The organism is Allobosea sp. BE125, from assembly GCF_031456075.1.
Taxonomy (GTDB): domain Bacteria; phylum Pseudomonadota; class Alphaproteobacteria; order Rhizobiales; family Beijerinckiaceae; genus Allobosea.
Map to the genome: position 1 here is coordinate 962486 of NZ_JAVDTY010000001.1, position 18561 is coordinate 981046.

22 protein-coding genes are annotated in these 18561 nt (G+C 66.7%); 10 read left to right on the forward strand and 12 right to left on the reverse strand.

Annotated features, from left to right (window positions below; translation table 11 throughout):
- Positions 1–79 precede the first annotated feature (79 nt).
- The gene (locus J2Y55_RS04505) at positions 80–640 is read right to left on the reverse strand and encodes a hypothetical protein (protein WP_310148130.1); all 561 of its coding nucleotides are present in this window, start codon (positions 638–640) and stop codon (positions 80–82) included.
- A 338-nt stretch (positions 641–978) separates the two neighbouring features.
- Here J2Y55_RS04505 and J2Y55_RS04510 point away from each other — a divergent pair, with 338 nt between their 5' ends.
- The 7 genes from J2Y55_RS04510 (at position 979) to J2Y55_RS04540 (ending at position 6887) form a co-directional block, all read left to right on the forward strand.
- The gene (locus J2Y55_RS04510; RefSeq protein ID WP_069692782.1) at positions 979–1248 is read left to right on the forward strand and encodes an accessory factor UbiK family protein; all 270 of its coding nucleotides are present in this window, start codon (positions 979–981) and stop codon (positions 1246–1248) included.
- 372 nt (positions 1249–1620) lie between these two features.
- Positions 1621–2127 (forward strand): type III secretion system chaperone family protein, encoded by a 507-nt coding sequence (locus J2Y55_RS04515; RefSeq protein ID WP_310148135.1) that lies wholly within the window; start codon positions 1621–1623, stop codon positions 2125–2127.
- A gap of 139 nt (positions 2128–2266) precedes the next feature.
- Positions 2267–3088, forward strand: coding sequence for a pyrroline-5-carboxylate reductase (proC, locus tag J2Y55_RS04520; RefSeq protein WP_310148138.1), 822 nt, complete (start codon positions 2267–2269; stop codon positions 3086–3088).
- 66 nt (positions 3089–3154) lie between these two features.
- Complete coding sequence (locus tag J2Y55_RS04525) at positions 3155–3898, forward strand: TetR/AcrR family transcriptional regulator (RefSeq protein ID WP_310148141.1); 744 nt, start codon at positions 3155–3157, stop codon at positions 3896–3898.
- Positions 3899–4017: 119 nt separating this feature from the next.
- Positions 4018–5967, forward strand: coding sequence for a methyl-accepting chemotaxis protein (locus J2Y55_RS04530; RefSeq protein ID WP_310148143.1), 1950 nt, complete (start codon positions 4018–4020; stop codon positions 5965–5967).
- A gap of 2 nt (positions 5968–5969) precedes the next feature.
- Positions 5970–6323, forward strand: coding sequence for a tRNA-binding protein (locus tag J2Y55_RS04535; RefSeq protein WP_310148717.1), 354 nt, complete (start codon positions 5970–5972; stop codon positions 6321–6323).
- A 30-nt stretch (positions 6324–6353) separates the two neighbouring features.
- Positions 6354–6887, forward strand: coding sequence for a GNAT family N-acetyltransferase (locus J2Y55_RS04540; protein ID WP_310148146.1), 534 nt, complete (start codon positions 6354–6356; stop codon positions 6885–6887).
- Between the two features lie 115 nt (positions 6888–7002).
- Here J2Y55_RS04540 and J2Y55_RS04545 read toward each other — a convergent pair whose 3' ends face one another.
- Both J2Y55_RS04545 and J2Y55_RS04550 read right to left on the reverse strand, forming a co-directional pair.
- Positions 7003–7914 (reverse strand): pyridoxamine 5'-phosphate oxidase family protein, encoded by a 912-nt coding sequence (locus J2Y55_RS04545; protein WP_310148150.1) that lies wholly within the window; start codon positions 7912–7914, stop codon positions 7003–7005.
- Between the two features lie 5 nt (positions 7915–7919).
- Positions 7920–8543 carry a glutathione S-transferase gene (locus J2Y55_RS04550; protein ID WP_310148153.1) on the reverse strand — a complete coding sequence of 208 codons (624 nt, stop codon included), beginning with the start codon at positions 8541–8543 and terminating at the stop codon, positions 7920–7922.
- Positions 8544–8660: 117 nt separating this feature from the next.
- Between J2Y55_RS04550 and J2Y55_RS04555 the strand changes: the two genes are divergently transcribed.
- A complete protein-coding gene (locus J2Y55_RS04555; RefSeq protein WP_310148156.1) occupies positions 8661–9569 on the forward strand; it encodes a LysR family transcriptional regulator in 909 nt (302 codons plus the stop codon).
- 20 nt (positions 9570–9589) lie between these two features.
- On the opposite strand, the gene J2Y55_RS04560 is transcribed toward J2Y55_RS04555, so the two are convergent.
- Together J2Y55_RS04560 and J2Y55_RS04565 are read right to left on the reverse strand one after the other, a co-directional pair.
- A complete protein-coding gene (locus J2Y55_RS04560) occupies positions 9590–10270 on the reverse strand; it encodes an alpha/beta hydrolase (protein WP_310148159.1) in 681 nt (226 codons plus the stop codon).
- A 138-nt stretch (positions 10271–10408) separates the two neighbouring features.
- Positions 10409–11332 (reverse strand): transcriptional regulator GcvA, encoded by a 924-nt coding sequence (locus J2Y55_RS04565; protein ID WP_310148162.1) that lies wholly within the window; start codon positions 11330–11332, stop codon positions 10409–10411.
- Between the two features lie 104 nt (positions 11333–11436).
- Between J2Y55_RS04565 and J2Y55_RS04570 the strand changes: the two genes are divergently transcribed.
- Positions 11437–11661: a DUF1127 domain-containing protein gene (locus J2Y55_RS04570; protein WP_310148165.1), complete on the forward strand. Its 225-nt coding sequence runs from the start codon at positions 11437–11439 to the stop codon at positions 11659–11661.
- A gap of 123 nt (positions 11662–11784) precedes the next feature.
- Here the strand turns inward: J2Y55_RS04570 and J2Y55_RS04575 are convergent, their stop codons facing one another.
- The 3 genes from J2Y55_RS04575 to J2Y55_RS04585 form a co-directional block, all read right to left on the reverse strand.
- Entirely contained in the window at positions 11785–13119 is a 1335-nt protein-coding gene (locus J2Y55_RS04575; protein WP_310148720.1) for an ATP-binding protein, read from the reverse strand.
- Positions 13120–13238: 119 nt separating this feature from the next.
- A complete protein-coding gene (locus J2Y55_RS04580; protein ID WP_069692771.1) occupies positions 13239–13967 on the reverse strand; it encodes a response regulator in 729 nt (242 codons plus the stop codon).
- 106 nt (positions 13968–14073) lie between these two features.
- The gene (locus J2Y55_RS04585; RefSeq protein WP_404978809.1) at positions 14074–14592 is read right to left on the reverse strand and encodes a MarR family winged helix-turn-helix transcriptional regulator; all 519 of its coding nucleotides are present in this window, start codon (positions 14590–14592) and stop codon (positions 14074–14076) included.
- Positions 14593–14782: 190 nt separating this feature from the next.
- On the opposite strand from J2Y55_RS04585, the gene J2Y55_RS04590 reads away from it, so the two are divergent.
- Positions 14783–15670 carry a branched-chain amino acid aminotransferase gene (locus J2Y55_RS04590; RefSeq protein ID WP_310148169.1) on the forward strand — a complete coding sequence of 296 codons (888 nt, stop codon included), beginning with the start codon at positions 14783–14785 and terminating at the stop codon, positions 15668–15670.
- Positions 15671–15915: 245 nt separating this feature from the next.
- Here the strand turns inward: J2Y55_RS04590 and J2Y55_RS04595 are convergent, their stop codons facing one another.
- The 4 genes from J2Y55_RS04595 to pgsA all read right to left on the reverse strand — a co-directional run bounded on the left by J2Y55_RS04595 (position 15916) and on the right by pgsA (position 18517).
- Positions 15916–16986, reverse strand: a complete 1071-nt coding sequence (locus J2Y55_RS04595; protein WP_310148171.1) for a DUF1176 domain-containing protein — start codon at positions 16984–16986, stop codon at positions 15916–15918.
- Positions 16987–16990: 4 nt separating this feature from the next.
- Positions 16991–17446 (reverse strand): molybdenum cofactor biosynthesis protein MoaE, encoded by a 456-nt coding sequence (locus J2Y55_RS04600; RefSeq protein ID WP_310148174.1) that lies wholly within the window; start codon positions 17444–17446, stop codon positions 16991–16993.
- Between the two features lie 175 nt (positions 17447–17621).
- Positions 17622–17873: a molybdopterin converting factor subunit 1 gene (gene moaD / locus J2Y55_RS04605; RefSeq protein WP_310148726.1), complete on the reverse strand. Its 252-nt coding sequence runs from the start codon at positions 17871–17873 to the stop codon at positions 17622–17624.
- A gap of 26 nt (positions 17874–17899) precedes the next feature.
- Entirely contained in the window at positions 17900–18517 is a 618-nt protein-coding gene (gene pgsA / locus J2Y55_RS04610; RefSeq protein WP_069692765.1) for a CDP-diacylglycerol--glycerol-3-phosphate 3-phosphatidyltransferase, read from the reverse strand.
- Between the last annotated feature and the right edge of the window lie 44 nt (positions 18518–18561).

Genomic DNA, 18561 nt, shown 5'->3' on the forward strand with positions numbered 1-18561 from the left:
GTCTGACCGTCAGCGCAATGTCAGGATCCCGCCGGCTGAGGCGGAAAGCGTTGAGCCCGCCCAGAGAGGAGCCCTAATCCTAAAGCTTCTTGTTGCCCGTTGCCGCAGCAGTCTTGGCTCCCGCGGCCGTCTTGCCCTTGGTTTTGTCGCTTGGGTTCAACGCTTCCACGGCGGGCGCCGTCACCAGGAAGCTCGCGATCGCATCCATCGACTCGGAGGCCGCCTTGGCAACGATGGTCTGGTCGAGGCCAGACCAGGGATCGTCGCCGCCGCCGCGCCTGCCGAGGCTCTCGCCCTGGACGCGCTGGGCGCGCTTCTTGCCCGCATCATAAACGTCCCAGACGAAGGCGAGCGAGGTCTGACCGTCCTCTGTCGGCTGCGCCGTGAGATAGCCGCGCACCCGGAAGCGGGCGGGCTTGTCGCCGGGCACGATCTCCATGCTGCGCTCGGCCGCCGCTTCGCCGAGCAGGCCGGCAAAGCGCGTCGTCACCGAATCGGGCGCGCCGGTAATGCTCTGAACCGAGACGGGCACGCCGGGTGCATTGACCCGCTGCCGTGCCGCCGTCGTGGTTTCCTGGCAGCCCGCGAGTGCAAGCGCCGCCACCGACCCCAGGACGAGGCCGCTCAAACGTTGGATCATGACGCCTCCGCTCGGTTGGTTCGAGCTTGGATTGCTGTACCCTGCGCCGCAGGTTGTAAGCTCAACGGATGGCGAGGTCCAGTTCGGGGAGATTCAGCGCCTCGATGCGGTTTTCTCCCACGAAATAGACCCGTCCCGGGCGTGTCGCCGGCCCGGTCGTCGAATCGATTGGAGACCCATGAGGCGGCCCCCGGGGCGGGTTTATTTTGTCGTCGAGCGCCCGAGCGGATGCAGCACAGCGGTCGGCACGGGTCGGTGTGTGAAAGATTGCGGGTTTTGCCGGTGTCGCCCATATGTGGGCCAGAGCGGGCTGACGAGGCCCCTTTTCGGAGAGCCCCATGGTCACCACCAGCAACCGCTTCCTCGATGACATCGCCCGTCTCGCCACGGATGCCGCCGGCGCGGCCCAGGGCGTGCGCCGCGAGGTCGAGACCGTCGTGAAGACGCAGATCGAGCGTCTGCTGCGCGACATGGACGTCGTCACCCGTGAAGAGTTCGAGGCTGTGCGCGAGATGGCGCTGCTGGCGCGCGAGGAAAACGACAAGCTGGCGCAGCGCCTCGCCGCGCTGGAAGGCAAGAAGGCCAAAAGTCCTGAAGCCAAGTCCTGAAGCCAGGTCCTGAGGCCAGGTCCCCGAAACCAGGCTCCGAGGTCTCGCCTTGAGCGTTTCGCGCCCTGCGTGCCCTTAGTTGCGCCATCCACAACCATGTGCTGTGGACAGGTGCGGCCGGGTCTTGAGCCGCGCCCCCGAATCCGGGGAGCTTCACGCCGTGTTGGGAGCGTCACAGCGCCTGCGCTATCGTCGAGGAAGAGAGTTGATTCGACGGTCGGTCTCGCGCCTCGGGACCTGCCGCCGGAAACGGGGCGCAGGCCAGCGCGCTCTGGCAGTCGGGTTGTGTCCGTTGCGCTTTCCAGTCGCCGTGTTCCCGTTCTCGAACGTGTCGGACCGCTTGTGCGGATGTCGGCAGTTGGACCTTAGGGCATGATGGATCTTGACCTGGACGCTGAAATCGACCGGCCTTCCAACCCCCTCGACCTGATCGAACGCTTAGCCGCTCTCAACAACTGGACCTTCGACCGAGACAGCGACGACGAACTCTCCGTCGCGGTCACGGGCGGCTGGTCCGATTATCATGTCGCCATCACCTGGCTCGCCGAGGTCGAGGCGATCCATATCGCCTGCGCCTTCGACCTGAAGGTGCCCGATCGCCGCCGGGCTGAGGTGCTGCAGCTCGTCAGCCTCGTCAACGAGCAGCTCTGGCTCGGCCATTTCGACCTCTGGAGCTCGGAAAACGTGGTGATGTATCGCCACGCCCTCCTGCTCTCGGGCGGGGCGGAACCGACCGACGAGCAGGCCGCCGCGCTGATCAAGGCGGCGATCGACGCCTGCGAGCGCTATTTCCAGGCCTTCCAATTCGTGGTCTGGGCGGGAAAGACGGCCAAGGAAGGCCTCGAAGGCGCTATGCTGGACACGGTCGGCGAGGCCTGAGCTTTCGGTCTTCGTCATGCCCGGGCTTGACCCGGGCATCTCATGACGAGAAGGCTTCCCGAAGCGAGATGCTTGCCGAAGAGAGATGCTTGGGTCAAACCCGAGCATGACGCCCGTTGCCGCCTTGCGAGAGACCGCCATGTCCAGCCCCTTGCCGAAAACCCTCGTCCTCATCGGCGCAGGCAAGATGGGGGGGGCGATGCTGGAGGGCTGGCTGCGCATCGGCATGAACCCGGCCGGCATCAGCCTGATCGACCCCAAACCCTCCGATGAGATGGTGGCGCTCGCGACCGAGAAAGGCATGGTGCTCAACCCCGCGCCCGGCGCCATCGCTCCGGCCGAGGTCGTGGTGCTCGCGACCAAGCCGCAGATGCTCGACACGGCGGCGCCCGCCGTCCAGGCCTTCATCCATCCCAAGACGCTGCTGATCTCGATCCTCGCCGGCAAGACGCTGGGCGATCTCGCCGCGCGCCTGCCGAACGCGACCGCACTGATCCGCGCCATGCCGAACCTGCCGGCCTCGGTGCAGCGCGGTGCCACGGCGGCGGCTCCCGGACCCGGTGTCAGCGCGGCGCAGAGAGCGACGGCCGACGCGCTGCTCGGCAGCATCGGCAAGGTCGAGTGGCTCGACAATGAGAACCTGATCGATGCTGTGACAGCCGTCTCCGGTTCCGGGCCGGCCTATGTTTTCCATCTCGTCGAATGCCTGGCGGCGGCGGGCGCGGCGGCGGGCTTGCCGCCCGAGATCGCCGAGAGGCTGGCGCGCGCCACGATCGAGGGAGCGGGCGAGATGCTGTTCCAGTCGTCGCTTTCGCCTGCGACCCTGCGCCAGAACGTGACTTCGCCGGGCGGGACGACGGCCGCGGCCCTCGAGGTCCTGATGGCCGATGACGGGCTCAAGCCCCTGATGGGCCGGGCGGTGGCTGCCGCTAAACGTCGCGCCGGGGAGCTTTCGGGCTGATCGGCCTTTCAACGGTCGCGATCGGGGCCTAGTTTTATCCGATCGCGTCGCGAGAGGAGATCTCCTATGGCCCGCAAACCCGTTTCCCCGACAGCCGAAACCGCCGCGCCGCCGAGCGATCCGCGCAAGCGAGCGATCGAGGCGCTGATGCGTCTTTCCGCCGACCGCGCCTGGAGCGAGATCGAGCTCGGCGACATCGCCACGGAGGCGGGCCTGCCGCTCTCCGGCCTGCGCAGCCTCTTCCCCTCCAAGCTCGCCATGCTCGGCGGGCTGACGCGCCTCGTCGATGACGCCGTGCTGGCGGGCTCTTCCGACGATCTCGCGGGCGAGCCCATCCGCGAGCGGCTCTTCGACCTCGTGATGCGCCGGCTCGACGCGCTCGCACCCTATAAGGCGGGTCTGCGCCGGATCATGCCTGTCATCCGGCGCGATCCGCTGACGCTTGCCGCCCTCAATCGCGGCGCGGTGAATTCCTGGCGCTATATGCTCGCCTCGGCCGGAATCCCGACCGAGGATGCGCTTGGCGGCCTGCGCGTGCAGGGCGCGGTGCTGTTGATGGCGCGCGTCGGCGAGACCTGGCTCGGCGACGACGAGCCCGAGCTCTCGCGCACGATGGCGCGGCTCGATCGCGAGTTGAAGACGGCCGGCGCGATCATGGCGCGCATCGAGGACGTTCACAGGCTCACCGCGCCGCTGCGCGGGATGGCGCGGGCGCTGTGTTCGGGCAAGCGGCCGCATATCCGCCGCCGAGAACGCAGTGACGAGCGCCCGCGCGGCGGCGATGCCGAGGACTATGTGCCGGCGATCTGAGGCCTGCCAGCAACATGGCGGAAACGAGGCATCGTTAAGCGACCCTTAGCCATTTCACGCAAATGTGGGGAATCTCACTTTGCGCGGGGGCCGCGGTGTCGCTGATGAAGAAACTTGCCATGTTGTCGATCGGCCGCTCCTTCGGACTGGTCGCGATCCTCGCATCCGTCATCGCCATCGGCGGCGTGAGCTTCACGCTATTCGAGGCGCGCAAGGAGATGATCGAGCTCAAGCGCGCCGAGATGAAGAATGCGGTCGAAGCCGCGGCCTCTACGGTCAACAGCTATCTCGCGCGTGCCGAGAAAGGCGATTTGAAGGAGGCCGATGCCAAGAAGATGGCGATCGAGGCGATCTCCAACGCCCGCTTCGACAACGGCAACTACTATTTCGTGATCAATTTCGACCACATCAGCGTCTCGCATGCCAATAAGAAGATCGAGACGACAGACATGTCGCCGCTCAAGGATGCGACCGGCAAGTTCTTCGTCAAGGACATGATCGAATTGGCCAAGACGAAGGGCGCCGGCTTCATCGACTATGGCTGGACGAAGCCGGGCGACAAGGAGCCTTCGCTCAAGATCTCCTATGTCATCGCCGTGCCGAAATGGCAGTGGGCGATCGGCTCCGGCTTGCATGTCCACGATGTCGATGCTGCGTTCACCAGCGTGATCGGCGATGTCGCCAAGGTGCTGGTGCCGCTCGGCCTCGTCATGCTCGGCGTCGTGATCTTCCTCAGCCGCAGGGCCTCGGGCATGCTCGCCTCGACCGCCAAGACGATGAACGGCCTTGCCGCCGGCGATCTGCAGACCGAGATCGCTTATCAGGAGCGGTCCGACGAAGTCGGGTCGATGGCGCGCGCGCTCGTCGTGTTCCGTGATGCCGGCCTCGCCAAAGCCGAGATGGAGGCCGACAAGATCCGCGTCGAGGCGCAGGCCAATGCCGAGCGAGACACGGCCGACAGCGAGCGGAGGCACAACGAAGCCGAGCGGGCCGAGGCGTCCAGGACGCAGGAGGGCGTCGTCCAGGCGCTCGGCGCCGGCCTCGAACGGCTTGCCGAGGGTGACCTGACCTACCGGATCAACGAGGCCTTCAGCACCGACTACGCCAAGCTGAAGGACGATTTCAACGCCGCCATCGCTAAGCTGCAGGAGACGATGCGGCAGATCGCGACCAATACCGAAAGCATGAAGGCGGGCTCGGTCGAGATCAGCCAGGCGGCGGATGATCTCGCCGGGCGCACCGAGCAGCAGGCCTCCTCCGTCGAAGAAACCGCGACAGCGCTGGACGAATTGACCGCGACCGTGCGCCAAACCGCCGAGAGCGCTCGCCTCGCCAGCCAGGCGACAAGCCAGGTCAAGACGGAGGCCGAGCAGTCGACCTCGATCGTGCGCGACGCGGTGGCGGCCATGGGCGGCATCGAGAAATCGGCCGACGAGATCTCGCAGATCGTCGGCGTCATCGACGAGATCGCCTTCCAGACCAATCTGCTGGCGCTGAACGCCAGCGTCGAGGCGGCTCGCGCCGGCGATGCCGGCAAGGGCTTCGCCGTCGTCGCTTCCGAGGTGCGTGCGCTCGCGCAGCGCTCGGCTGAGGCGGCCAAGGAGATCAAGGGCCTGATCTCGGCCTCGAACATCGAGGTCGAGAAGGGCGTCACGCTGGTCGGGCAGACCGGCGGTGCGCTGCAGCGCATGGCCGAGGAGATCACGCGCGTGACCTCGCTGGTTGCCGAGATCGCCAGCGCGGCGCAGGAACAGGCGGCCGGCCTCCAGGAGGTCAACAGCGCCGTCAACGAGATGGATCAGGGGACGCAGCAGAACGCCGCCATGGCCGAGCAATCGACCGCTGCCGCGCATTCGCTCTCGCAGGAGGCCGACAGGCTCGGCGGACTCGTGGCGCGCTTCCAGCTCGGCGGCGATATCGGCGGGCTCAAGGCCATGGCCAAGACGATGCAGGCGGCGGTGGCCGCCGCACCGCGCGCGGCTGTTCCCCGGCCCGCGCGGGCCACGGGCACCGCTGGGGCGGCGACCATGTCAAAACGCGACCATGACAAGGCTTGGGAGGAATTTTGAGCATCTCTTCGGAACCCGCCGCCACGATCGGCTTCGACGATTTCCTCAAGGTCGACATCCGCGTCGGCACGATCGTCGAGGCCGCGCCCTATCCCGAGGCGCGCAAGCCCGCGATCAAGCTCGTGATCGATTTCGGCGGCACAATCGGGCTGAAGAAGTCTTCGGCCCAGATCACCAAGCATTATCGGCCGGAGGATCTGCCCGGCAGGCAGGTCCTGGCGGTGGTAAATTTCCCGCCGCGTCAGATCGGCAAGTTCATGTCCGAGGTCCTGACGCTGGGCGTGCCGGACGCCGATGGCGAGGTCGTGCTGCTCGCACCGACCCTGGCCGTGCCGGATGGCGGGCGGCTCTATTGAGCCTGCCGCGCGGTTCTGCTTGAACGACCCATGTCGGAGCATTCGCAGCAGCATGAGGCGGTGGCCTCTCGCCGGTCCAGCCGCCTCGTGCTGCGTATCCCGCGGCCCGACGATCTCGGCTTCGTGGTCGCGCTGTTCCAGCGGCCCGAACTCGTGGCGCATCGCCCGCATCCGATTCCCGACACGCCCACGGCGAGCGCCGAGCGCCTGGCTCGTGACATCGCGCATTGGCGGCAGCACGGCTTCGGGCGCTGGGCGATCGAGCAGTCAGGGTCTTTGATCGGCTTTGGCGGCCTGACGGTGAAGCCCGGCGTCGAGGGCCTCAACCTGTCCTATCATCTCGACCCCACCTCCTGGGGGCAGGGTTTTGCATCCGAGTTCGTGGCGGAGGCTCTGGCGGTCGCGTTCGGCCCGCTGCGGGCAGGCTGTGTCATCGGGCTGGTGCGTCCGGCCAATCCGGCCTCGCGCCGCGTGCTCGAGAAATCCGGCTTCGTCTTCGAGCGCGAGATCATGCTCGAAGGCGCAGCGACGCAGCAATTGGTGCGGTATCCGCAGGCGGATTGAGGCGCGGGCAGTGTCGTCTAGTCCGATGATTCTCGCTTGAACCACTCTGTCATTCCGGGGCAAGCCTTCAGCCTGCTCCGGAATGACGGTGGCGGTTCCGGTCAACCATCGCGTTCTAAGCCCAGACGCCAGTCGCAAGCGTGGTCGCGGCCGGTTCGGGCGGCGACCATTGCAGCGGCAGCGCAGCGTGGCGGCGCCAGCCGCCGGTGACATGCAGGCGCCAGATCCGCTTGGCGCCGGTCAACCGTGCGACCTCGGGCCCCGACCAGACGATCTCGACGCGGCCCTGAAGCTGCAGCATCGCGCTGTTCTCGAAATCGATGAAGAGCAGGCAGGCGCGAGGATCGCGCAGCAGATTGCCGAGCGTGTTGAAATAGTTGTTGCCGGCGAAATCCGGCACGCTCAGCACTTCGCCATCGATGCCGACAAAGCCAGGCCTGCCGCCGCGATGCGAGATGTCGAGCCCGCCAAGCTTGCGCGCCTCGCTCGTGCTGGCGACGAAGAAGGTGTCTGAACGGCTGATCAAGGCGCGCGCCGCGTCGTCGAGCCGCGCGATGGGCTCGAACGAGCCGTTACCGGCAGGCGCGATTGGCTGCGGTGTCCGGGCTTGAATGTATTTCGCGCAGTTGCCGAAGCTCTGCGTTACCGCGAGCGAGAAACCGCCAGTGTCGCGCGCCGTGATCAGGCCGTTGGCGCGGTTGCGCCGGCGCGTCGGGAATTCGAGGCCGAGCAGGCCGACCGGCTGGCCCGGCCTGAGGTGAAGGGCGGCGGGATCGTCCGAAGCGGGCAGGGCGCGGATCGAGAGCGTCGTCGGCGCCGGGCTGCGGACGAAACCGGGGTCGCCGCTCAGCACGGTTGCGATCGGGTGGCCGGTCTCGTCGCCGACAGCGGCGAAGAGCAGCGGCAGCTGCCCGAAGAAGATGCGGTGCTGCTCCGGCATGATCTCGCGGATGCCGGCGCCGCGCGAGCCCGTGCCGGCCAGGGCCTGCGCCTCCAGCTCGCCTGGGTGGAAGGGCGTGCCGTCCATGGCGTTCAACTCGCCTTGGGCAAGGGCGATGCGGGCATCGCCTTGAAGAAGGGCAGCGCCTCGATCCGGGCGATCCAGGCCCGCAGGGCGGGATAAGGCACCAGCGATATGCCGCCCTCCGGCGCATGTGCGACATAGGAGAAGCAAGCGAGGTCGGCGAGCGTCGGGTGGTCGGCGGCGAGAAAGTCGCGCCCGGTCAGATGCTCCTCCATGAAGCCGAGCAGCTTGCTGGCGATCCGGCCGGCGCGTGCGGGGTCATCGACCACGCCGAACTGCGCGATCAGGCGGGCGCTGCCCGGCCCGTGCATGACCTCGCCCGCGGCGATCGAGAGCCAGCGCTGCACTTGCGCCGCCGCGACCGGTTCCTCCGGCAGCCATTGGCTGCCGGCGCCATAGCGCCTGGCGAGATAGACCATGATCGCGTTGCTGTCGCAGAGCGTGAGCTCGCCATCTTGCAGCACCGGGATCTGCTGCAGTGGGTTCAGCTTGCGGAAGGCGTCGCTGCGGCGGATGTCGGCGGGCGCTGCGGCAAGCTCATAGGGCAGGCCGAGCGCCAGCAGCAGCAATTCGACGCGGTGGGCATGGCCGGAGAGCGGCGTGCCATGAAGAACGATCCGGGGCTGTGTCATTGGAATCTCGCTGAAGAACGGGAACCTCGCTGAAGGACGCCCGCAAGATGATCGTTCCAGTCATCGAAGAAAATCTGCTATCCGTTGACTTCAGAATTTCACTACCTGGAACAGTCCGTGGATCGTCTCGACGAGCTCGCGATCTTCGTCGCCATCATCGATGCCGGCAGCCTTGCGGGGGCGGCGCGGCGCCTGCGTCGCTCGCGCCCGGCAGTGACGCGCGCGCTCGCCGGACTCGAGGAGCGTGTCGGCGCAAGGCTGATCGCCCGCACCACCCGCCAGCTCACGCCGACCGAAGCCGGGCAGGAACTGGCGGTCGCGGCGCGGCGTATGCTGGCGGATTACGAGGAATCGCTGGGCGGCGTGGCGGCAGCGCCGGTCCGCGGCCTGTTGCGGTTAACCGCGCCGCTCGCCTTCGGGCGGCGGCATGTCACGCCGCTGGTCGCTGAGTTCCTCGATCTTCATCCCGAGCTGCAGGTCGAGCTTGTGCTGGCCGATCGCAATCTCGATCTGATCGAGGAGGATCTGCATGTCGCGCTGCGGATCGGGGCGCTGCCCAATTCGCGGTTGGTCGTGCGCAAGGTCGGCGAGGTCAGGCGCGTGCTGGTGGCCTCTCCGGCCTATCTGCAGCGCCGGCCTGCGCCCAAGCGCCTTGCCGACATCGCGGGGCATGACGTCATCGCCAGCGTCGGCGCCGGCAGCGACCTGGTCTGGCGCTTCCGGGGAGGGGGGCGGTCTTCGCGCATTGCGATCACGCCGCGTCTCATCATCAACGAGGTCGAGGCGGTGCTGATCGCGGTTCGGTCCGGGCGCGGTCTGGCGCGGTTGCTGTCCTATCAGGCGGTAGACGACCTGGCGGCGGGGACGCTGGTCCGTCTGCTGCCGGAGTTCGAGCCGCCGCCGTCACCGGTCCAGCTCGTAGTGCCCAGCGGCCAGCGCCTGGCGCCGAAGGTGCGCGCCTTCATCGATTTCGCGGCTTCCCGCCTGCTGCACCTGAACGTCATCCGGCCGGAGCACGGCCATTGACCCGCGACCTCCTAAACGCATCAGCGCAGCGATCCTGCAAAGCCCGTGATCGCGGAGACGACGGCGCCTTCGCGGCCGATGAAGCCGTGATAGGCTTGCGCCTGACAGGGATTGCCGGTCGAGGTGCCGCCATCGATCCAGACCGTCCTGGCGCGATTGCCGGCCCAGGCCTGGAAGGGCGCGACCGAGTCAGCCAGCGTCACGCGGCAGCTATCCTGGCGATGATGCACGACCAGCGTCGGCGGCAGGCGCGAGGGATCGCCCAGCGTGGCGCGGACGTCGTCGAGCATCGACGAGACGAAGACGACGCCGTCGGGCCGCGACGCGAGCAGGCCTGGGACCTTGAGCGAACCCCGGCTCATCGCGACGACGATGACGCGCGGCGCGATGCTGCGCATGAGATCGATCGCCTTGCTCGGGTCGGCATCGCCATCGACGAGGATGCTGGCGATGCCGCTGCGGGCATAGGCGCCGCGCATGCGCACGATCCAGTTGCCTTGCCGGGCGACATCGCCGCCGCTGCTTATGCCGACATAGCCGTCGCCGCCGGTCAGCAGGACGAGCCCGGCCCTGGCCTTGCCGGCGGGCTTGTTGAGCAAGGCCCGCCCGCCGCCGAACAGGCCGCCGCCGAGTTCGACGACCTCTTCAGCCGAAGCGGCGCAGGGCAGCGCCAGCAGAGCCGCGAGCAGGAGCATTCTCATCGCCACCGCCATCTGTTCCCCCTGTCCCCCGGTCGGGAAGCCGTGCTTCGCTCACTGGGCGCCATGATGCGATGAGGTGAGGCCGGACGCTACTGCCATTCGGAGCGGCGGCCGTGGCGTACTGGCCGCCCGCCGTGATCAGCGCAGATCGGCGTGCTTGGCGGCCTCTTCGCGGATCCAGCTGCGGAACGCGGCGATTGCGGGCCGCTCTGCGGAGGCCTCGGGGCAGACCACGTAATACTGGAAGGAGCTCTGCAACTGTTGCGGAAACGGGCGCACGAGGCGCCCGGCGTCGAGATAGTCGCCGATCAGGGCGCTCGTCGCCAGCGCGATGCCCTGGCCGGAGGCCGCCGCCTGCAAGGCGAGGAAGGTGTGCGAGAAGCGCGGTCCGTGCGTCGCGTCGATGTCGTCGACACCAGCGAAGGCGAGCCATTTTGGCCAGGTGACGTAGTCCGGGATGCCCTCCGCATGCTCGTGCAGCAAGGTATGGTGTCGCAAATCCGAGGGCTGGCGCAATGGGCGGGCCGGATCGTTGAGCAGCGCCGCGTTGCAGACGGGAAAGAAACTCTCCGCCATCAGCAGCTCGGAGTGCAGGCCCTCGTAGCCGCCGGGCCCGTAGCGGACCGCCACATCGACGTCCTCGCGCGCGAAGTCGGTCAGGTGCAGCGAAACCGAGATGCGAACCTCGAGCTCGGGGTGGTGCTGCTTGAGCGTGCCGAGACGCGGGATCAGCCAGCTCAGGGCGAAGCTCGGCATGGTGCTGACCGTCAGGACGTTCGACGCATCGGGCCGCAGCGCCCGCGCCGTGGCCTCGTCGAGCTGGTCGAGCAATTGCGAGATCGAGGCGGCATAGCGCTGTCCGATGCCCGTCAGCGCGATGCCCTTGCTCGGCAGCCTGAGGAAGAGAGGCCGCCGGAGCCAGGCTTCAAGCGTCTTCACCTGCTGGCCGACTGCGCTGGCGGTGACGGCGAGTTCGTCACCCGCCCGCTCATAGTTGAGGTGCCGCGCCGCAGCCTCGAAGGCGCGCAGGGAGGTGAGGGGCGGGAGCTGGCGGCGGGTCATGGTGTGGCCAAGTTTTGCTTGGGCTGAAGCAAAGAACTTCTCATTTGCTTAGGGGCACCACAACCCCCAAATTATAGGCAGGACATCTATCACAGGAGGCCGCCATGCCGGCCATGATCGCCACAGAAAATCTTGCCTTCACCGCACATCGCAGCGCGCATGGGCTTAACGGCCTGTTCCTGCGCCTGGAGGATTGGCTCACGGCGCGAGCCAGCGCGCGAGCGCTCTACCGCATGGACGACTCCGCGCTCTCGGACATCGCACTGTCGCGCAGCGATGTGGAGCGGGTGAACGAGACGGCCCGCTGGGCGTTCTGGCGCCGCCGGTAACAGCGGGCCAGATTCATTCGCTAGGAACAGCAAATCGTCCCGGCTGCCGCCGGGACGATTTGCGTTTGCCGACAGGCTTCCGGAGATGATCTACCGGGCCCCAAAGTCCCTAACAGCCTCTGGTCAGACGGGCAGCCGCACCGTTGCCCGCAATCCGCCCAGGCTCGAATCCGCCAGGATGATGTCGCCGCCATGGGCGCGGGCGATGTCGCGGGCGATGGCGAGGCCGAGCCCTGTGCCGCCGCTGTCGACATTGCGGGCTTCGTCCAGCCGGAAGAAGGGGCGGAAGACCTCCTCGCGCTGCTCGGGCGGGATGCCAGGGCCGTCATCCTCGACCATCACGATCAGATAGCGTGCGTCATGCATCGCGCGGATGGCGATGCGGTCGCCGAAGCGGGCGGCGTTGGAGACGAGGTTGGTCAGCAGGCGGCGAAAGGCGTCAGGCCGGATCACGACGAGCGGGTCGCCAACGACCTCGAGCTCGGTCTGGTGGCCCTGCCTTTCCGCGTCGAATTTCAATTCCTCGAGCAGAGCGCGGATGTCGGTTTCGACCGCCGCTTCGCCGGCGTCGCCGCGGGCGAAGGCGAGATAGTCCTCGAGCATGCGGCTCATCTCGTCGACGTCTTTTTCAAGCGCGTCGATCTCGGTGGAGCGCTCAAGAAGCGCGAGCGAGAGCTTGAAGCGGGTCAGGATGGTGCGCAGGTCGTGGCTGACGCCGTTCAGCATCGTCGTGCGCTCGCCGATGGAGCGTTCGACGCGGCGCTTCATCTCGATGAAGGCGTTGCCGGCGCGGCGGACCTCGCGTGCGCCGCGTGGACGGAACTCGGCGTCGCGGCCCTTGCCGAAGGCCTCCGCCGCATCGGCCAGCTTGAGGATCGGCCGGATCTGGTTGCGCAGGAACAGCACCGCGATCGTCAGCAGGATCAGCGAGGTGCCGAGCATCCAGAGCAGGAAGATGTGGCTGTTCGAGGCATAGGCCGAGTTGCGCCGCGTCAGCACGCGCATCACGTTCTTGCCGAGCTTTATCCTGATCTCGATCAGGCTGGAGCGGCCGACCGTGTCGAGCCAGAACGGCCGCGCGACCTGCTGGCTCAGCTCGGTCGAGAGCGCGTTGTCGAGCAGCGAGAAGAAGGGCCGCGGGCCCGGCGCCGGCAGATCGGAATCGGGCAGGATATCGACATCCATGCCGAGCCTGTCGGCCGCGATACGCGACAGGATCGTGGTGTCGGCGTCCTGCGGATAGCTCTCATAGACGTCGATCAACATGGCGATGTCGGCCGAGACGGCCGAGGACAAGCGCTGCGTCACGGTCTGCCAATGCCGCTCCATGAAGACATAAGCGATGACGGATTGCAGCAGCACGACCGGCGCGATGACGATGACGAGCGCGCGCGGATAGAGCCCCTTGGGCATGTAGCGCGCGATGCCGTGCAGCGGCCGGCCGGCGGCCTTCAGCATCGGTTTCAGCGTGTTGTTCAGGCTGGCGCGCCAGCGTGCGCTCGCCGCCAGCACCCGGTTCACGCCCAGCCCTGCCGCCCGGGCCAGGCGCGACCGGCGATCGGCGGGCTGGACGGGTGTCACGCGCGATCCGTCACGAGACGATAGCCGACGCCGCGCACGGTCTGCAGATAAAGCGGATCGGCGGGGTCGCGCTCGACCTTACGGCGCAGACGGTTCATCTGCACGTCGACGGTGCGGTCATTGGCGGCGCTGCCTTGGGCGGCGAGCTGTTCGCGTGGTACGACCTCGCCGGCGCGTTCGGCCAGTGCGGTCAGGATTTCGCGCTCGCGTTCGGTCAAGCGGATCATCTCCTCGCCCTTGTGGAGATCGCCGCGCGCCAACCCGTAGACGAAGGGGCCGAAGCGGACGAAATCCGGGCGCGTCGCGGATTGCGCTGTATCGACGACGATGGTGCGCTTAAGGATGTTGCCGAGCCGCAGCAGCAATTCGCGCGGCTCGAAGGGCTTGGCGAGGTAGTCGTCGACGCCGAGTTCGAGGCCGTTGATGCGGTCCTTGCTGTCGGCGCGAGCGGTCAGCATCAGGATCGGGATGGCGGAATCGGAGCGGAAGCGCTTGGCGAAATCGAAACCGTTCTCGCCCGGCATCATGATGTCGAGCACGATGGCGTCGAAGACGAAGCTCGTCAGCCGCGTATCGGCTTCCGCGGCACTGGCGGCGGTGGTGATGCGGTAGCCATTGTCGCCGAGGAAGCGGCCCAGCAGATCGCGCAGGCGGCGGTCGTCATCGACCACAAGGATATGGGGCGCTTCGTCGGGGAGCGGTTGTCGCGCGCTGGCGGCGGCCATCGGCTGTTCACATCCTTGTTTTCGGGCCGGGGCGGCACCCGGCATGCCGGCCAAGCCATCCTTCTGGCACGCCATGGTGACGCTGGCGTGTTGCTTGCCGCCTCGCTCATCGAGGCTTGGCGAGGAAGCTCTGCACTTTGTGGCGTTCCGATGCGTCGATCAACCCCGCGAGATAGCGTGCGACGATTGGGGCCGCCTCGGGCCCGATGCCGTCGAGAGCGGCGTTGATGCGCCTGGCCTGCAATTGCACCAGGCTGAGGGCGAGTTTTTCCCCCGCCGGCGTGCTGTGGAGATGGCGCTGACGCTTGTCCTGGACGCCGGTACGCTGCTCCACATAGCCGGTCTCGACCAGCTCCTTGAGGACACGGTTCAGGCTCTGCTTGGTGATCTGGAGGATGTCGAGCAGCTCGGCGATTGTGAGGCCCGGGCGGCGCAGGACGAAATGCAGTACGCGATGATGGGCCCGTCCGAAGCCGTATTCAGACAGGATGCGGTCGGGATCGCCGACGAAATCGCGATAGGCAAAGAACAGCAATTCGATCAGATCGAAGGGAACCTCTTCGGTCATTGCCGGGGCTTTGGCCAGGTCGATCGGTCGAGCGTGCGTGTCCGTCACCAGGAGCATCTCCGCTATACGTCAGTGATGTTGACATATCTCAGACGTAAGATTACCGGTCAAGCGTGCACGGCGACGGAATATGTCGCAATAGGCCGCTGCCGCGCATTTTTTGATCTGGACTTGCGCGCTTTACGCCGTTGTGGCGGTGTTTGGCCGAGCCGGATGTTCAAAACCGGATGTGCAAGAGGAGCACCCCATGTCAGTCATTCCCTTCGACCAGCGCGACGGCGTCATCTGGTTCGACGGCAAGCTCGTGCCATGGAAGGACGCCAAGGTGCACGTACTGACCCATGGGCTGCATTACGGCTCCTGCATTTTCGAGGGCGAGCGCTCCTATGACGGCGTCATCTACAAGGGCACCGAGCATTCCAAGCGCTTCCACAAGTCGGCCGAGATCATGGATTTCACGATCCCCTATTCGGTTGCCGAACTCGATGCCGCCAAGGAACTCTGCCTCAAGGAAAACGGGCTGAAGGACGCCTATATCCGCCCGGTCGCCTGGCGCGGCTCGGAGATGATGGCGGTGTCGGGCATGAACAACACCATCCATACCGCGATCGCGGTCTGGGAGTGGCCGAGCATGTTCGACATGGCGCAGAAGCTGAAGGGCGTGCGCCTTGACGTCGCAACCTATCGCCGGCCCGATCCGGCCTGCGCCCCGGTCCATGCCAAGGCGGCGGGCCTCTACATGATCTGCTCGCTGTCGAAGCACAAGGCCGAGCGCGCCGGCTATGCCGATGCGATGATGCTGGATTGGGAAGGCAATGTCGCCGAATGCACCGGCGCCAACATCTTCTTCATCAAGGACGGCGTGGTCCATACCCCACTCGCCGACCGCTTCCTGAACGGTCTGACCCGCCAGTCGGTGATCGAGCAGTGCAAGAAGCGTGGCTTCGAGGTGGTCGAACGCCGCATCCGCCCCGAGGAGCTGGAGAGCTTCAACGAGTGCTTCATCACCGGTTCGGCCGCCGAGGTGACGCTGGTCTCCGAGATCGGGCCCTACTCCTTCATCACCGGCAATATGGGCAAGGTGATCATGGAGGATTACTCGGCTGCGGTGCGGCCGCAGTCCAAGGCGGCGTGAGCTGCCAGAGCGTTTTGGCGCGAAGTGGACCCCGGTTCGCGTAACGAAAACGCGTTGAAACAAAGAGCTGAAGCGGTTGAGCGATCCAATCGGATCGAAGACCGCTCCAGCCGCACTCCTCTGCCGTCATGCTCGCCCCTGTGGCGAGCATGCACCCCTGGACTACGGGCCGTGAGCCGGGAAGGCGCGGATGGTCGGGACAAGGGTTTGTTCTTGAGAGATAGCCCCGGCCATGACGGCGGGGACTATTTCACCACCTTCACCTCGCTGTGGAACAGCGAGAGCCAGTCGTCGGGCGGCAGGCCCCGGCAGACCTCCATCCGGGTCAGCGAGGTCAGCACGAAGGCAGATCCGGTCCAGGCGTAGTTGGCGGCGCTGCCGCAGTCGCCGACGCCACGGCCCTTGCCATAATAGCTGAGCTGTCCCCTCTCCGGGTCGTATTCGGCGTTGACGAGGATGTTGCCCTTCTCGCCCGGGAAGGCGACAGGTTTCGCATTCGCGCCTGAATTGCCGGTCACGATCCAGTAGCCGGTCGCGGAATTATAGGCGCCGGTGCCACAATGCAGCGCGACGAGACTGCGATTGGCGTCGAGCGGCCAGATGCGGTCGGGCTCGCGGACAGGGCCGCTATTGTCGCAATCAGTCGCGCCGCCGGCCTTGACCTGGTCGCGTACCGCGCCGGCGATCGCCCGCGCCGTCTTCGCATCGGGTTTCGGCAGCTTTGCCGTCGCCCGCGCGGTGATCACCGGCATGGTCCGCGCCGGCGGCACGCGTGTGGCCGGCGCGTCGCCCTTGCGGATCAGCGCATCGACCGTCCCAAGCCTTCCCTGCTGCTCATCGATCCAGATCATCGCCGCGACCGCGCCCGCGAGCGAGACGGCGAAACTCTTGGCCTCGAAGCGCACTGCAAGCTTCGTTGCCTTGCGCGCGGCCGCGAGCAGCGCCGCGATCTCCGCCTCGGGTAGTCCGACCTCGCCGACCTCTCCGTCCATCGAGGAGCCTTTGAACGTGCGCCCTGCAATCGGGAAAGCTGCGTCGTCCAGCGTCAGCTCGGCAGAGAAGCTCTCCTTCAGCTTCTCGTCGCGCAGATTGAGCGTGAGCGTCGGCGCAGCCAGCGCGCCACCGGTTCGCTCCAGCTTGAGATAGGCGATGCCGGGCGAAGCATTCTCTCCCGGAAGAGACAGCGCCACGCACTGGTTGAGGTTGTCGCAGCCGGCGATCCAGTCGCGAAACACCTTGCTGCGAAGCTCGGCCGCGCTGGCGGAGGTGTTCGCCAGAAGCTGCACTCCGATCAGCAGGCCCAGCCAGCGGCTCATCGTTTCACTCCCAGCGTTGGGCTGCCGCGTCGTCGGCATCCTTCGCCTCGACCCAGCCGCCAATCGTGCCGTCGAGCAGATGCTCGCGCTTCCAGAACGGCGCGCGGGTCTTGAGGTAGTCCATCAGGAATTCGGCGGCCTCGAACGCAGCCCGGCGATGGGCGGAAGCCGCCACGACCAGCACGATCTGCTCGCCCGGCGCGACCAGCCCGTGGCGATGGATCGCAACGAGGCCCAAGAGCGGCCAGCGCTGCGCCGCTTCCTCAGCGACGCGGGCGATCTCGGCCTCGGCCATGCCGGGATAATGCTCCAGTTCGAGCGCCTTCAGTCGCCCGCCCTCGTCGCGGCAGAGCCCGGCGAAGCTGACGACGGCGCCGATATCGCTGCGGCCGGCCATGAGCGCCGCAATCTCGGCAGAGAGATCGAAATCCTCGCGCTGGATGCGGATGATGGGCGTCATAGGGTGTTCAACCCTGCGCGCGCACTGGCCTGCTCAGACAACACCCGCGCCGTCATCCCGGGCGGAGCGAAGCGTAGACCCGGGATCCATTCCTGAGCGGTTCCGGAATGGATCCCGGGTCTCCCTTCGGTCGCCCGGGATGACACGCGTTTTTTGCCGAGATACATGGCGGCCTCTAGCCGCCGGTCATCGGGGGGAAGAAGGCGATTTCGCGGGCATCCGCGATCGCCGCATTCGGCTTGACGTGATGGTGGTCGATCGCGGCGCGCACGATCGCCTCGTTCTCGAATGCGGCCTCATAGCCCTCGTCGCGCGTCTTCAGCCAGCGCACCAGATCGGCGATCGTCTCCGTGCCGGCCGGCGGCGCGACGGTCTCCTCGGACACGCCGATGCGCTCGCGAACCCAGGCGAAATAGACCAGCTTCACAGTGCGAGCCTGGGTCAGCGCTTGCGTCATGGCGTGCGGGTGTCCTCCTCGACGAGATGGCGGATGCCGGCGTTGAAATAGTCCCAGCCGGTATAGATCGTCAGCCCTGCCGCGACCCAGAGCATGACGATGCCGATCTGCGTATTGTGAGGCAGCACCGTGTCGCCCGCGGGGCCGGCGACGAGGAAGCCGAGCGCCAGCAATTGCGCCGTGGTCTTCCACTTCGCGATCTTGCTGACGGGGACGCTGACCTTCAGCTCGGCCAGGAATTCGCGAAGCCCTGAGACCAGGATCTCGCGGCAGAGAATAACGATCGCGGCCCAGATCGCCCAGCCCTTGATCGTTTCGGTATGGACCAGCATCAGGAGCAGCGCGCAGACGAGCAGCTTGTCGGCGATGGGATCGAGCATGCGGCCGATCGCCGATTGCTGGCTCCAGGCCCGCGCGATCCAGCCGTCGAGATAGTCGGTGACGGCCGCCAGCACATAGACGGCGAGCGCGATCCAGCGGACCCAGTCGTCCTTGGGCCAGAACAGCAGGCCGACCAGCGCCGGGATCGCCAGGATCCGGCCGTAGGTCAGGAGGTTTGGCAGCGACCAGGGGCCCCGCCGCCTTATGGCTTCTGGAAGAATCGTCACGGTCATCACCAAAGCAGCGCGTTTGCGACAGCGTCAACACGCAAGGACGC

Coding starts and splice junctions, on each gene's coding strand:
- J2Y55_RS04505 (WP_310148130.1), bottom strand. CDS start 640: ATGATCCAACGTTTGAGCGGCCTCGTCCTGGGGTCGGTGGCGGCGCTT.
- J2Y55_RS04510 (WP_069692782.1), top strand. CDS start 979: ATGGTCACCACCAGCAACCGCTTCCTCGATGACATCGCCCGTCTCGCC.
- J2Y55_RS04515 (WP_310148135.1), top strand. CDS start 1,621: ATGATGGATCTTGACCTGGACGCTGAAATCGACCGGCCTTCCAACCCC.
- proC (WP_310148138.1), top strand. CDS start 2,267: ATGTCCAGCCCCTTGCCGAAAACCCTCGTCCTCATCGGCGCAGGCAAG.
- J2Y55_RS04525 (WP_310148141.1), top strand. CDS start 3,155: ATGGCCCGCAAACCCGTTTCCCCGACAGCCGAAACCGCCGCGCCGCCG.
- J2Y55_RS04530 (WP_310148143.1), top strand. CDS start 4,018: ATGTTGTCGATCGGCCGCTCCTTCGGACTGGTCGCGATCCTCGCATCC.
- J2Y55_RS04540 (WP_310148146.1), top strand. CDS start 6,354: ATGTCGGAGCATTCGCAGCAGCATGAGGCGGTGGCCTCTCGCCGGTCC.
- J2Y55_RS04545 (WP_310148150.1), bottom strand. CDS start 7,914: ATGGACGGCACGCCCTTCCACCCAGGCGAGCTGGAGGCGCAGGCCCTG.
- J2Y55_RS04550 (WP_310148153.1), bottom strand. CDS start 8,543: ATGACACAGCCCCGGATCGTTCTTCATGGCACGCCGCTCTCCGGCCAT.
- J2Y55_RS04560 (WP_310148159.1), bottom strand. CDS start 10,270: ATGAGAATGCTCCTGCTCGCGGCTCTGCTGGCGCTGCCCTGCGCCGCT.
- J2Y55_RS04565 (WP_310148162.1), bottom strand. CDS start 11,332: ATGACCCGCCGCCAGCTCCCGCCCCTCACCTCCCTGCGCGCCTTCGAG.
- J2Y55_RS04570 (WP_310148165.1), top strand. CDS start 11,437: ATGCCGGCCATGATCGCCACAGAAAATCTTGCCTTCACCGCACATCGC.
- J2Y55_RS04575 (WP_310148720.1), bottom strand. CDS start 13,119: ATGCTGAAGGCCGCCGGCCGGCCGCTGCACGGCATCGCGCGCTACATG.
- J2Y55_RS04580 (WP_069692771.1), bottom strand. CDS start 13,967: ATGGCCGCCGCCAGCGCGCGACAACCGCTCCCCGACGAAGCGCCCCAT.
- J2Y55_RS04585 (WP_404978809.1), bottom strand. CDS start 14,592: ATGCTCCTGGTGACGGACACGCACGCTCGACCGATCGACCTGGCCAAA.
- J2Y55_RS04590 (WP_310148169.1), top strand. CDS start 14,783: ATGTCAGTCATTCCCTTCGACCAGCGCGACGGCGTCATCTGGTTCGAC.
- J2Y55_RS04595 (WP_310148171.1), bottom strand. CDS start 16,986: ATGAGCCGCTGGCTGGGCCTGCTGATCGGAGTGCAGCTTCTGGCGAAC.
- J2Y55_RS04600 (WP_310148174.1), bottom strand. CDS start 17,446: ATGACGCCCATCATCCGCATCCAGCGCGAGGATTTCGATCTCTCTGCC.
- pgsA (WP_069692765.1), bottom strand. CDS start 18,517: ATGACCGTGACGATTCTTCCAGAAGCCATAAGGCGGCGGGGCCCCTGG.